General features: G+C 46.1%; 13 protein-coding genes and 1 tRNA gene. 7 read left to right on the top strand and 7 right to left on the bottom strand.

Annotated elements, in window-relative coordinates; translation table 11 throughout:
• Positions 1–35 precede the first annotated feature (35 nt).
• A complete protein-coding gene (locus tag PN466_RS01915) occupies positions 36–254 on the bottom strand; it encodes a hypothetical protein (RefSeq protein ID WP_271936510.1) in 219 nt (72 codons plus the stop codon).
• Complete coding sequence (locus PN466_RS01910) at positions 251–2,017, bottom strand: S8 family peptidase (protein WP_271936508.1); 1,767 nt, start codon at positions 2,015–2,017, stop codon at positions 251–253. The genes PN466_RS01915 and PN466_RS01910 overlap by 4 nt, the downstream gene beginning before the upstream one ends.
• A 231-nt stretch (positions 2,018–2,248) precedes the next feature.
• Between PN466_RS01910 and PN466_RS01905 the strand changes: the two genes are divergently transcribed.
• The 4 genes from PN466_RS01905 to thiD all read left to right on the top strand — a co-directional run bounded on the left by PN466_RS01905 (position 2,249) and on the right by thiD (position 6,032).
• Positions 2,249–2,671: a hypothetical protein gene (locus PN466_RS01905; protein WP_271936506.1), complete on the top strand. Its 423-nt coding sequence runs from the start codon at positions 2,249–2,251 to the stop codon at positions 2,669–2,671.
• Between the two features lie 120 nt (positions 2,672–2,791).
• On the top strand, positions 2,792–3,604 hold the full coding sequence (locus tag PN466_RS01900; protein ID WP_271936505.1) for a cell division protein FtsQ/DivIB: 813 nt from the start codon (positions 2,792–2,794) through the stop codon (positions 3,602–3,604).
• 307 nt (positions 3,605–3,911) lie between these two features.
• Positions 3,912–5,210: a cell division protein FtsZ gene (gene ftsZ, locus PN466_RS01895; protein WP_271936503.1), complete on the top strand. Its 1,299-nt coding sequence runs from the start codon at positions 3,912–3,914 to the stop codon at positions 5,208–5,210.
• Between the two features lie 12 nt (positions 5,211–5,222).
• Positions 5,223–6,032: a bifunctional hydroxymethylpyrimidine kinase/phosphomethylpyrimidine kinase gene (gene thiD / locus PN466_RS01890; protein ID WP_271936501.1), complete on the top strand. Its 810-nt coding sequence runs from the start codon at positions 5,223–5,225 to the stop codon at positions 6,030–6,032.
• Between the two features lie 323 nt (positions 6,033–6,355).
• Here the strand turns inward: thiD and psaJ are convergent, their stop codons facing one another.
• A complete protein-coding gene (psaJ, locus tag PN466_RS01885) occupies positions 6,356–6,481 on the bottom strand; it encodes a photosystem I reaction center subunit IX (protein WP_271936499.1) in 126 nt (41 codons plus the stop codon).
• A gap of 41 nt (positions 6,482–6,522) precedes the next feature.
• Positions 6,523–7,017 (bottom strand): Photosystem I reaction center subunit III, encoded by a 495-nt coding sequence (locus tag PN466_RS01880; protein ID WP_271936497.1) that lies wholly within the window; start codon positions 7,015–7,017, stop codon positions 6,523–6,525.
• 198 nt (positions 7,018–7,215) lie between these two features.
• Between PN466_RS01880 and tsaD the strand changes: the two genes are divergently transcribed.
• On the top strand, positions 7,216–8,265 hold the full coding sequence (gene tsaD, locus PN466_RS01875; RefSeq protein ID WP_271936496.1) for a tRNA (adenosine(37)-N6)-threonylcarbamoyltransferase complex transferase subunit TsaD: 1,050 nt from the start codon (positions 7,216–7,218) through the stop codon (positions 8,263–8,265).
• A 30-nt stretch (positions 8,266–8,295) separates the two neighbouring features.
• On the opposite strand, the gene PN466_RS01870 is transcribed toward tsaD, so the two are convergent.
• Complete coding sequence (locus PN466_RS01870; RefSeq protein WP_271936495.1) at positions 8,296–9,183, bottom strand: alpha/beta fold hydrolase; 888 nt, start codon at positions 9,181–9,183, stop codon at positions 8,296–8,298.
• Between the two features lie 72 nt (positions 9,184–9,255).
• Positions 9,256–9,981, bottom strand: a complete 726-nt coding sequence (locus PN466_RS01865; protein ID WP_271936493.1) for a hypothetical protein — start codon at positions 9,979–9,981, stop codon at positions 9,256–9,258.
• 77 nt (positions 9,982–10,058) lie between these two features.
• On the opposite strand from PN466_RS01865, the gene PN466_RS01860 reads away from it, so the two are divergent.
• Positions 10,059–10,589, top strand: coding sequence for a GNAT family N-acetyltransferase (locus PN466_RS01860; RefSeq protein WP_271936490.1), 531 nt, complete (start codon positions 10,059–10,061; stop codon positions 10,587–10,589).
• A gap of 155 nt (positions 10,590–10,744) precedes the next feature.
• Positions 10,745–10,818 (top strand) — tRNA-Pro (locus PN466_RS01855).
• 1,174 nt (positions 10,819–11,992) lie between these two features.
• Here the strand turns inward: PN466_RS01855 and PN466_RS01850 are convergent.
• The gene (locus PN466_RS01850) at positions 11,993–12,229 is read right to left on the bottom strand and encodes a hypothetical protein (RefSeq protein WP_271936488.1); all 237 of its coding nucleotides are present in this window, start codon (positions 12,227–12,229) and stop codon (positions 11,993–11,995) included.
• Positions 12,230–12,390: the final 161 nt, after the last annotated feature.

Genomic DNA, 12,390 nt, shown 5'->3' with positions numbered 1-12,390 from the left:
GCCAATAGACATCTTTACCGACAGGAGGACAACGGTTACAACAGTTCAAAGGAATGAACTTCTAACACCGGCCCAATCATCGCCAAGGTCATAACATCCTCACGAATTGAGCCTTCAACCTTAACCTGAAGTCCAGATTGTTTGATTTCATCGGGAGCATCCTTGAGTTCATAGGTCGTCCCATCCGTGACTAAGGCCCAAGTTCCTGGGCCCATGGGTTTATGTTCAATCACCCCATTGACAGTTAAACTCATGCGGTTTTTCCTTCTCCAGTCATGGCTAAACGAGCAAGGGCAAAACACAACAGTGCGTTTACCCCTAGGAACAGTTGAGCCACCCAACCCGATCCGAGCCAAAGCATTGCCGGGTCAGTAATGGCGCTGATGGCGAGGAAACTGGCAAATCCTAAGCTTATCCCGATCGCCAGCCATTTTCCAGAGGGATGTCCCAACAGCCCAATCACCAAGATTAGGGGAATCAAAACACTAGCGAAAATAGGGTTAAGTAAGGGACTCCCGCTAATCACATTGCCCCATTCAGCGATCGAACTGCCCATCATCCGGAACGGCCATTGGGGAATATCAAAGAGATACAATCCTCTGAGGAAAAATACGCCCGTACTTCCAGCAACTAAACCCATGCTTAACGAACCACTCCAAGCAAAGGGGAAATAGTTCCGTAAGAGCCAAGCAAGGAGATAGGAACCCAGTACCATGGCAATTTTCGGCATTAAGGCGATCGCACCACCATCGATCCAGAAGCGAGGATTCAGATAGCCATTATCGCGCAGCCAACGGAAGAAGTCTTTGAACGTAATTTGACCTTTTACAGCTAGTTTAACCGCTGCACCTGCATCCAATTGACCTGCACCAAAATGATTGAGGGGGTCTTCTTCTACACTGCGAGAGGATTCTTTGAGGATTTTTAGCACATCTTCGGGGTCTTCTACACCTACCGACTTAATTAAAGCCGCAACTCCGGCCACATGGGGCGCAGCCATGCTAGTTCCTTGATAACCTTCAAAAACCGGTTTTCCAGTTTGGGGATCGATGGTATTTTGCAGAATCTTACCCGCTTCCGAACCTCCGGGAGCCGACAGGTCTACCCCAGCCCCAAAGTTAGAATAGGGAGCTTTGACTCCAGAGGGATCGAGGGCAGAAACCCCGATCGCATGGGGATAGCGAGCCGGATAACTGGCGGCATTTTGATTAGAATTTCCGGCCGCTGCGACGACAACTACACCTTTGTCATAGGCATAATCGATCGCTTCTTTGAGCAAATTACTTTCACCTGCTCCCCCCAAACTGAGGTTAATCACATCCGCCTCATGATCGGCTGCAAACTTAATCGCTTCGGCAATATCAGCTACCGTCCCACCACCACTGGCACTTAATACTTTCAGGGGCATTAACTTGGCTTCATAGGCGATTCCAGCCACTCCATATCCATTATTCGTCGATTGGGCAATCGTTCCCGCTACATGGGTTCCATGACCGGCATCATCATTGGCTTCGATGCGATCGTTTACAAAATCATAGCCTTGAGTAAATTTTGTATCCTTGAGATCCGGCACTTTCGTAATTCCGGTATCAATCACGGCCACCGTTATCCCATGGCCTTTCGTATCATCCCAAGCGGATTCCATATTGATGCTTCGCAGATTCCACTGTTTAGCATAATCCGGATCGTTGGGGATTTCAGTCGCTTGATAAATATAGTTGGGTTCAATACTTTCGGTATAGTCCTTAAGATTGCTTTCTTGCAGTTGCTCTAACAACAGGCGATCGCCCTCCAGCACATAAACATGATCCTGGAGAGAAAATTCACTATTGAGCCGAGGAACCGTACCATAGTCTTGAGTGAGGGTTTGCACCCATTCTGGGATTTGGTTAGCTCGCTCTTCGCGAAAATCAAGGATAATAGATTGATAGTTTCCTTGAGTGGCCAATCCTTCAGCCTTGAATAGGGCAAACCCTAATGTAAAAATAAATAAGCAGAGGAGTAGAAATTTTTTCATGGCTGACACCATCAATAATTGGGTGGTACTTAACAGCTCCAGCAGTAGAAGTTAGGTGAGCGCTCTTACAACCATAACTTATCCCCTTGGGGATTTGGGGCCCATCTTACCGGATCTTTAATGATTCTTTTCCTGTGGGCATTTCGGCTCTCGCCAACAGGAAAGCGAAGCTTTCCGGAGGAATCGCCCAAAAATCCTTTGAACTGAAACCAATGATGAACGAGAAAGATTATGGAACGAGGTTTACTCTGGTTACCTTTATTGACTGTATTTATTGGATTAACCTGGGCTGGGTGGCGAGAATATCAAAAATTACAAGTTTATGAAGACTGGGCTAAAGGATTTGAACGCTCTAAATATGATATTTATGCAGCCTTGGGACAAAAAGGAGACCAATTAACTTGGGGTCAACCGACAGCCTCCGGGCTAATCAACTGCCAAACTTTAGCTCTGAATGACCTACAAGACCTTCAACTTTGGGTTAATGGTGAAGTCGCGTCTAGGGATGAACCCCCCCAAGGAAAAACTGTTTTTTTAGCCTTACAAGTTAAAGGGAACACAGAACCTGTGAAAATTCCCTTCACAGATGCACAATTGGCCAAGGAATGGAGGAATTATTTAAATCAGGAGTGGTTGCAGTCAAAAGAGGTTTAAGCGTTCTCTCAATCGAGGGGAACAGCCCCTTATCCCCATGGCCCAGAAGTTTATAAACTATCTCTGAAGCCCTAAGTCCATACTGCCTATTGCCATTCGTGCCTATTGCCGATTAAAGCAATGACCATTATTCAACCGATTTCTAAACAGGAATTAATCGAAAGACGCAAACAACTCCGCCAGAGACAACGGTTGAAGGTGCTGCAAACCCTTTGGCAAACGGTGGCTGTTGGGGCGATCGCCTATGGAGGAGGATGGTTACTGACTCAGCCCAATTGGGCGATCCGCGAGCCGGAACAAGTGGTGATTACGGGCAATGAATTGGTAACCACGGAAGCCTTACGAGAGATTTTACCGATTCAGTATCCCCAATTGGTCTTTCGACTCCAACCGGATAAAATTGCCCAGACCTTGAAAGCAAAAGGACCTGTTGCTCAAGCACGAGTGACTCGGCAGTTGTTTCCCCTCAGATTAACCATTGAAGTCAGTGAACGGTTTCCCGTGGCGATCGCGATCGAGTCTCGACAAAGCCAAACTGTAGGCTTAATTGATGAACAAGGAATCTGGATGCCGATGGAGAACTACACCGAGTTAACGTCGTTTCCCCTTCCTACCCTAAAAATCATTGGCCCGCTCGTCCATTATCAGTCCTACTGGCCCCAAGCTTATACTGCACTCAAGGAATCTCCCGTTCAAATTACCGAGCTGAACTGGGAAGATCCCAAAAACCTAATCCTCACCACGGAACTAGGACAAGTGCATCTGGGAGTCTATACGCCCCAATTCTCTAAGCAATTGCAAGTTCTCGATCAAATGCGACAGCTCCCTCAACAGCTCGATCCTCGGCAAATGAACTATATCGATCTGAGAAATCCAGACGCTCCCTCAATTGAGATGAAATCTTCATCAACTCCATTTAACCCTAAATTTTAGGTGAAGACTTAACGTTTTTTCTGGAGAATTCTGATAAACTTCTGGTAGCGATTCCCCCTTTCCCGGGTCAGTTCATGAATGTGAGCGTCTGAACCAATGATGACAAGCTATGATCGCATGGTATGCTGAATGAGCCAAGACCCTGGCTTGAGGTTCAACGAAAGGGATACAACCCCCATCAGCAAAATGTTATGGGTGAGGGACAGAGTTCTTGGGTGCAGTTTATGTCTACCCAAGTGGCGATGTGATTCCTTAACCCTCTTGATACTATACATTTATTGATATTTATTGTGTAAAGCAACTGCCCATGACACCTCCCAATCAGATGCTGGGGAATGTCCCCCTCAACTCTAACCGCGATAGTCAATCTAATGCTTCGACGGCAGTCGATTCAGGGAATCCGTTTAAGAATGCTGGAGTCTCGTCTTCTAATTTTAAAGGGCATCAACAGATGGTAAGTGATGAGGATCAACACCAAAATATTATCCCCAGTAGTGTGGCCAAAATAAAAGTGATTGGTGTCGGGGGGGGCGGCGGTAATGCGGTCAACCGCATGGTCATTAATGAAGTGTCAGGGGTTGAGTTTTGGTCAATTAATACAGATGCTCAAGCGTTGGTCAGTTCAGCCGCCCTGAATCGACTGCAAATTGGTCAAAAGTTAACCCGTGGATTGGGTGCAGGAGGAAATCCGGCGATCGGACAAAAGGCCGCGGAAGAATCCCGTGATGAACTGGCGACGGCTCTAGAAGGCTCGGATTTGGTGTTTATTACGTCTGGCATGGGAGGCGGTACGGGTACAGGTGCTTCGGCTGTGGTGGCAGAAGTAGCCAAAGAGGTCGGGGCACTAACTGTGGGTGTGGTGACTCGCCCCTTTATGTTTGAAGGTCGGCGACGCATGAGTCAAGCGGAGCAGGGGATTGAAGCCCTCAAGAGTCGGGTGGATACTTTGATTATTATCCCGAATGATAAGTTGTTGTCGGTGGTTTCGGAACAAATGCCGATGCAGGAAGCGTTTACGGTAGCCGATGATATTCTGCGTCAAGGGGTACAAGGAATTGCAGATATTATTACAGTTCCGGGGCTGGTGAATGTGGATTTTGCGGATGTCAGAGCGGTGATGGCGGATGCAGGATCGGCGCTGATGGGTATTGGTGGCGGCTCTGGGAAGTCGAGAGCGAGAGAGGCGGCGATCTCCGCTATCTCCTCTCCTTTACTTGAGTCTTCCATTGATGGCGCGAAAGGTGTGGTGCTCAATATTACGGGCGGTAGTGACCTGACCTTATTTGAGGTGAATGCGGCGGCTGAAGTGATTTACGAAGCAGTTGATCCCAATGCCAATATTATTTTTGGAGCGGTAATTGATGAGAGACTGCAAGGGGAAATCCGAATTACGGTGATTGCAACTGGCTTTACGGGAGAATCCCAGCCGTCTAACACGGTACAACAGCAGCGCCCCAATCCCAATGTCTATCAATCCTCGTTTACCTCTACTCCTGCCCCTGCTGCTGCTCCTCCTCCGGATTCCTCTCCTGTGAATCCCCAAGCTCAACCGAAAGGGTTGGATATTCCTGATTTCCTCCAACGTCGCCGTCCACCGAGAAACTAAAAGGGAAAGTTGATGAACTCTAACATCCCGGTTGTACTAACGATCGCCGGATCGGATAGTGGAGGAGGTGCAGGTATTCAGGCTGATTTACGCACTTTGGCGTTTCACTGTGTCCATGGTGCGTCAGCTCTCACCTGTGTCACAGCCCAAAATACCTTAGCAGTTAACCGGGTGGATGCTTTGCCTCCAGAAGCAGTGGTTGCTCAACTGGAGGCAGTGGTTGGGGATATTGGGGTTCAGGCAGTGAAGACGGGGATGTTACTGAATGCTGAAATTATGCAGGTAGTGAGCAATAGCCTGCGATCGCTAGATCTACGTCCCCTCGTGGTCGATCCGGTTATGGTTTCCCGTAGTGGGGACCGGCTGATCGATCATCAAGCTGTGGAAACTTTGCAACAGGAACTGATCCCCCAAGCGACTGTGGTCACTCCAAACCGCTATGAAGCCGAGTTGCTAACCGGTGTAGAAATCAACTCTATAGAGAACATGAAGGAAGCAGCCGAAACCCTGAAGTGGCAGTCTGGAGTGCAGGCAGTTTTGATTAAAGGAGGTGGAATGACTGGAGAATTACGGGGGGTAGATGTGCTACTTGACGATCGGGAAATCACAGTGCTGGAAACCGAATGTATCGATACCTCTAATACCCATGGAACGGGATGTACCCTTTCGGCGGCGATCGCTGCTAATCTAGCCACAGGGCATTCGGTCTCAGATGCTGTCCGTCAAGCGAAAAACTACGTTACCGCAGCCCTGAAATGGAGTTTAGATATCGGTCAGGGAACTGGCCCGGTGGGTCATTTCTTTCCTCTTTGCCTGAATTAATACAGCACAAAGCACTCTGGGTGGGGGAATGGGGAGAGTAAACAAAAAAACTCAATCTAGCAAGTGAGCTATTTTGGCTATCTTTAAAAACTTCTATTTTCTTGGGTTGGGTCGATTATGAATTTACCATCAGGAGGCAGTTTTCTATCTCCTTTGCTGCTATATAAGTGTGGAATACTCAATACCTTGTACAAAACATAGACTTTTGCCTATCTATTATCGCTAATCAAAAAACGCCTTTGGAGTAATGCCAAAGGCGTAACCATTTAATTCAATTTTTCCTTCCCAACACAGCAAATTGCTAGGTGAGTATGCCCTCTGTCTTACATCGGATGAAAAAGTAAGTCGGGGTAAAAACGGTTAAATTCGATTAAAATTCCAGCCGTGACTGTTAGCAATAACATAATCAAAACTGGAGCTGTGGACAGATACTTAAGTAAACCTTCCATGTGAAGACTCCAAAACAAAACACAGACTTAGAACTCGATTCTTAACGGGGTGAAACCGTAATTTCGTTATCGTTGGCGAACATTTCTCCGCTCATCATGTCTTTGGCTGCGACCAGAGGCCAAGCAAAGCCAGAGATCATTAATTTAATCGCTAGAGGAACATCGATAACCACTTCTTTCTCTTCAGCATTTTTCTCGCCACGGATAGTTATTAGGTAAGCACGACCTACCCAACCAATCCAACCGGCAATATAAAGAAAGAGTAAGCTGGGGATAATGAAGTCTCCAGCATGGTCGAGACGACCATCAACCACCAGGTGGGGAAGGCCATCGTCACCACAGAGGGCTTCAGAATAGCGCTCAAATCGTTTGGCCCCAGATTGGGGATCATCGGTGGTGGCTCTAGCTGCTTTAGCCCGTTGCAGAAAAGCGGGAGATTCACTACAGGGAACCAAGTTTGCTAAATCCGCAGAAGCGGGGGGAACAAAGCCCAGCCACAAACAACACATTAAAACTAGAACAAGCAATCGTCGCATGGAAGTGTTTCCTTTTGTTACGAAGTGCAAAAATTATGTTACAAAGAAACCAAAGGCTCTATGAAAGCCAATCATACTGGACTTGAGAGACTCAGTAAAGATTAAGCTTCAAAAAGTCTCTAAAATTGGCTATTCTGAACCCTAAATTCCTATGGAGGGTTCAAAATAGCTTTTTCCCTGAGAACAAGGTAGCAGGCAATGGCAACGATTCTAGCTATTGAAACAAGTTGTGACGAAACTTCTGTAGCAATTGTAAAAAATTGTAACGTTCTGAGTAATTTTGTCGCTTCACAGATGGCCGAGCATGGCCAGTATGGGGGAGTTGTGCCAGAAGTGGCCTCTCGCTGTCATCTAGAAACGGTGAATGAGGCGATCGCCGCAGCCCTAGAAGAGGCTGAACTGTCTTGGTCAGAAATTGATGCGATCGCCGCCACTTGTGCCCCAGGTTTAGTCGGAGCCTTATTAGTAGGCCTTACGGCAGCTAAAACCCTAGCCCTTCTGCACAACAAACCCTTTATTGGCGTTCACCACCTCGAAGGCCATATCTACGCCTCCTATCTCACCAACCCCGACTTAAAACCCCCTTTCCTCTGTCTGCTCGTTTCTGGAGGTCACACCAGCGTGATCCAGGTTCACGAATGCGGCCAGTATACGACCCTGGGAAGAACCCGCGATGATGCGGCTGGAGAAGCCTTTGATAAAGTCGCCCGTTTGTTGGGACTCGGCTATCCTGGAGGCCCCATTATTGACCAATTGGCTAAAACAGGTAATCCGCAAGCTTTTTCCCTACCAGAAGGCAGAATTTCCTTACCCAAAGGAGGATATCATCCCTATGACTGTAGCTTCAGTGGGTTAAAAACGGCGGTGATGCGCCTGGTGAATCAACTCAAGGCTTCCGATCCTAATTTACCCATTGCTGACCTAGCGGCGAGTTTCCAAGAAACAGTCGCTAAAGCACTGACGAAACGGGCAGTTAAAGCTGCTCTTGACTATAATTTATCGACGATCGCCATTGGTGGAGGAGTGGCGGCAAATCGGGGATTACGCCAACTCCTCAAGAGTGCTGGAGAGGAGCATAATCTAGAGGTGCTATTTCCACCGATGAAATATTGTACTGATAATGCGGCAATGATTGCATGTGCAGCGGCTGCCCATTGGGAAGTCGGCGATCACTCTCCCTTAACTTTAGGGGTACAGTCGCGGATGGATTTATCTAAACTCCAAACCCTCTATACCGCTACTCGGTAGGGAATGGGAAATAGGCCATCTTCCTCAACCTTAACTCGCCATGCGATCGCCAACTTCCTCAGTCTGAATCAAGCGATCAATCTGCTCCACGACCTGATCGGTTGCTTCCAGCATTGAAAAATGCCCACAATTGGGAATTTCCACCACATTGTCAGATCCAGAGCGAAACAATTGATGAAAACTGGCTAAATGTCTCACATAGCGAGGTTCCATCACCTTATCCTCAGCTCCGGCAATAAAATAAACGGGCTGTTGCAGATGAACCACCAACTGGGGTAAACGGTGAACTTGCTCCTCTGTAGTCGAGTCTAACAAAGCGCCTAATGCAGCTTCATATTGGGCGCTGACAAAATCAACTAACCGTTGTTTTCCCCAACCTCTCGATAGAGGTTGAGATACCTGAGAGCGAGTAAAGAGCCAATCGAGCAAAGGCATATCCGCCAACCACCGAGGCCGCCTTTTTACCAATTGGGCCCCAGCAGAGCGGAATCGCTCAAACTCCTCTTTTAAGTAAATACCGCCCCCAGAATTGAGGCAAATCACCCCTTCAATGCGATCGCCCAACTGAGAAGCCGCCCATAGGCACACCGTACCCCCCAGGGAATGGCCCATCAGCCAAGCCTTCTCAATCTCCAATTGATCCAGAAGAATACCCAAATCCTTTGCATAATCGCTGGGAGTATATCCCAAAATTAGTTCACCCTCATATATCGGTGAACGAGGTCTAGTATCTGATTCACCAAAGCCACGCAAATCATAGGCCAAACATTGATAGTGCGATCGCAGTTGATCAACCAAAGGCCGCCAATAGGCCCGACTCAACAACCAGCCATGAACAAACACCAACGTTGGCTTTGCCGGTTTAGGTGCAGTTAATTCATAAGTATGGGAAACGCCAAGGATATCGATTTTTGCCATATTCCTATCCTATCTTGAACCGTGTCCTTGTGAGGCAAAAGGCAATAGGTGTTGGTTAGTTAAGGTTCTAAGCTAATTCAGATCGCCCAATAACCGCTGCTTCACACTTTCAGCAATCTTCTGACCCAGATATTCCGGAATCAAGCTTTCATTGGGCCCAAGCAAGTAGAGAATTAGGCGAGTGCGTCCCCTCCAAACCAAAAGATTGGCATTAACCACCAATAAATCCTCTTGCCAGATACCATACATAACCTTGTAAAACAATCCTGGCTGATTATCCGCTTCAATCAGTAAGGCAGGTAGATGGAACACCGGATCGACATAAAACTCCGTATCCACCTGTTCTAATCCCGCATCTAGGTTAAACTCGACTGCCAACATTTCCTCCACTTCAAAATGGCCCGCTAAGGCCTCCTGAATGGCTCGACAGACATTTTCCGCCGTTTTCTCCAGCAGTGCCTTTCCTCCTCTAGAGACCACCAACTTGATGAACACCAGCATCGGGGCATGAATTTGACCATAGAGACTGAGGCTATGAATCGTTAATCCATAAGCGGCCAGAACCCCAAAAATGTCACTCAAGAGGAAGGACTGATTACGATAAGCAAAGTGGAGAGCGCTTTTGGCATTCTCAGACCGTACTTCAATCACAGCTTTCTGGGTTTTGTAGAGTTGATAGGCCAGCTTCAGGTTTTGCAGTTGGATGTCAGAACTGACAAACTGTTCATAAAATTGGGGGAACGCCCGGTTAAAGCGTTTGAGCAGTTCTAAGGTAGAGGATTTTAAACCCTGAGCCATAATAGAAGGAAAAGATTATGGGAGATATACTAAGCTAATATTGTTTATTTAACTTTGACTACTTCAATCACACCTGCATGGGTTTTTGGAAAAGCTTGTTTAGCAGCTCGGATACTCCGATAACAACCAGTCCAGTGAAAGCACTGGAAGATTTTGCTACGCTGGATATTAAGAGCGATTCGGGCAAAATCTCCCGTATTGTGTTTAGCACAAATCGGAACATCGACCTATATGAACTCGAAGAGCTATGTGATGCGGTGGGTTGGTCTCGCCGTCCTTTGCGGAAAGTCAAAAAAGCGATCGAACACAGCTTTCTGGTCATTTCGATGTGGGACTTACGAGGCAACCATCGTCGCTTGATTGGCTTTGCTAGAGCAACCTCGGATCATGCCTTTAATGCGACTCTCTGGGATGTCGTCGTTCATCCAACCTTCCAAGGTAAAGGTCTGGGCAAAGCCTTGATGAAACATACGATTAAGAAACTCCGCAGTGAAGATATTAGTAACATTACCTTGTTTGCTGATCCTCATGTGGTTGAATTTTACCGCAGCCTGGGTTTTCTCCAAGATCCAGAAGGCATTAAAGGGATGTTTTGGTATCCAAACTAAGAAGGGGAGGCCATAGGCACTATAGCAATAGACAATGCAAGAACACCCGGTTTTCAACTTAGACTGAATGAATGCGGTCTGGAAAATAAATCTTCCCATTGCACTGACTCTAGCCAAACCTCACTTTTATGGGTTATAATGCAATTGTGTTTATCCGGGATGTAGCGCAGCTTGGTAGCGCGCCTGCTTTGGGAGCAGGATGTCGCAGGTTCAAATCCTGTCATCCCGATTCATCAATATTCTTTGGTTTCTAGACTTTGAACCTGCAACACCCTAGTCCCAAGGGGAGCGCTCACAAATATCTCACACAAAACCAACCTAACACCCCATTTTGGGGTATGAGGTAAATAGGTCATAGAAATAGATAAAATCTATCCATAGAAGCATTGCCATAGATTTTCATTAATATATTAATCACATGACCATCACATAAGAATCACATGACCATCACATAAGCATTATTTATGGATAAGTAGAGAATCATAAAGTGTGAGATCTATAGTATATACTAAAGTATATACTATAGATCTCACCCCTTTGTTGAATCCTTAATCAATTAATGTACTCACCCAGCACTTTTTGAAAAATTTTCCTGAAACTCAGTCACTACAAGGCTTCAACTAACCCAGGTGTTTGTTCTCACTTTTAAGATTTGTCGCCTGAAATCTATACATTCCAAGGCTTTGACCAAGTTCTCACCTAGCTGTACTCACAGAGTTATCGACATACCCAGCGAACAAACTGAATAGGCGGCGCTTACGAAAGAATCAGCATTAGAGGGTGACCGAGATAATCAAGTTTTATTCTTGAAATCCCCTTCTGGTAATGCTTTGAGGGTGACCGAAATCTTAGCGGCTCCCTTTCCTATAGCGCTGCCGCTGAAAATTTAATCAACCAAAAAAGGTTTACTCTCCAGCATCCATTGACCTCTCTTTGTAGTGGGCCATTTCCTTCTTGATTTCAGCAATTTCATCCTCTTTAGATTTATGCTCGTCACAGTAATCGCTAACAGCGATTAAATAATAAATAGAATAATTTACTTTATCCCTCACCGAGTGATAGCGGTATACGTCAATCACCTCTTCAATCTGAATTGTACTCTTCTATCCAAACCATCCTTACCACCTCGTATTTACTTTACAAATAAATATACATTGCAACACTTATTATAAATAAATATTTGCTGAGAATAAGCTCAATTTAAAATCCCCATCAAGTCTATTTTACTTAATGGGGACTGGCATATTTATTGAACGACTAAGACTCTTTTCTGTCGCAACATTATACGAGTGTACATTGGTATCAAAGGCTTCAGTAAGCCAGTCTTGAAACAATCATTCTACACGGTAATGAGGGTCATCGCTCATATCTTCAAGCCACGCCTGAACTCTTGGATTAGGATGTTAAAAACAAGAGTCAAACTTAATGTAATACTCCCATTGTCTAGAAGGCAAATCAAAGTTTACCGACTCAACCGTATGGAGGTGTTCCTCGGTGAACAATTCCCCCTTAATCCGAACTTTATCCCCGACGTTAAAGAGATTCATTCCTGGGAAGTTAGACTCATCAACGTAGGTGTAGAACTGAGTCTCATCATAGCCTTGCACCGGGATAAACACCTGCACTAAAACCTGTGCCATTATAATTTTGCTCCAATTGTACTTGGTCTACAGTTGGGGAAGTCTTGGGAGAGTGCGCTAACACTTTCTCAAGGCGTTAATATTCAACTGATGCATGAATCATAATCGGGGCGATCGCCCAAGGCAAGAGATAATCCATAGAAAGTTTCCATAGACAAGAT

This window comes from Roseofilum reptotaenium CS-1145, from assembly GCF_028330985.1.
GTDB lineage: Bacteria > Cyanobacteriota > Cyanobacteriia > Cyanobacteriales > Desertifilaceae > Roseofilum > Roseofilum reptotaenium.
The sequence above is the reverse complement of the archived record's forward strand: the minus strand, read 5'-3'. Positions and strand labels throughout refer to the sequence as shown.

Coding starts and splice junctions, on each gene's coding strand:
- PN466_RS01915 (WP_271936510.1), bottom strand. CDS start 254: ATGAGTTTAACTGTCAATGGGGTGATTGAACATAAACCCATGGGCCCA.
- PN466_RS01910 (WP_271936508.1), bottom strand. CDS start 2,017: ATGAAAAAATTTCTACTCCTCTGCTTATTTATTTTTACATTAGGGTTT.
- PN466_RS01905 (WP_271936506.1), top strand. CDS start 2,249: ATGGAACGAGGTTTACTCTGGTTACCTTTATTGACTGTATTTATTGGA.
- PN466_RS01900 (WP_271936505.1), top strand. CDS start 2,792: ATGACCATTATTCAACCGATTTCTAAACAGGAATTAATCGAAAGACGC.
- ftsZ (WP_271936503.1), top strand. CDS start 3,912: ATGACACCTCCCAATCAGATGCTGGGGAATGTCCCCCTCAACTCTAAC.
- thiD (WP_271936501.1), top strand. CDS start 5,223: ATGAACTCTAACATCCCGGTTGTACTAACGATCGCCGGATCGGATAGT.
- psaJ (WP_271936499.1), bottom strand. CDS start 6,481: ATGGAAGGTTTACTTAAGTATCTGTCCACAGCTCCAGTTTTGATTATG.
- PN466_RS01880 (WP_271936497.1), bottom strand. CDS start 7,017: ATGCGACGATTGCTTGTTCTAGTTTTAATGTGTTGTTTGTGGCTGGGC.
- tsaD (WP_271936496.1), top strand. CDS start 7,216: ATGGCAACGATTCTAGCTATTGAAACAAGTTGTGACGAAACTTCTGTA.
- PN466_RS01870 (WP_271936495.1), bottom strand. CDS start 9,183: ATGGCAAAAATCGATATCCTTGGCGTTTCCCATACTTATGAATTAACT.
- PN466_RS01865 (WP_271936493.1), bottom strand. CDS start 9,981: ATGGCTCAGGGTTTAAAATCCTCTACCTTAGAACTGCTCAAACGCTTT.
- PN466_RS01860 (WP_271936490.1), top strand. CDS start 10,059: ATGGGTTTTTGGAAAAGCTTGTTTAGCAGCTCGGATACTCCGATAACA.
- PN466_RS01850 (WP_271936488.1), bottom strand. CDS start 12,229: ATGGCACAGGTTTTAGTGCAGGTGTTTATCCCGGTGCAAGGCTATGAT.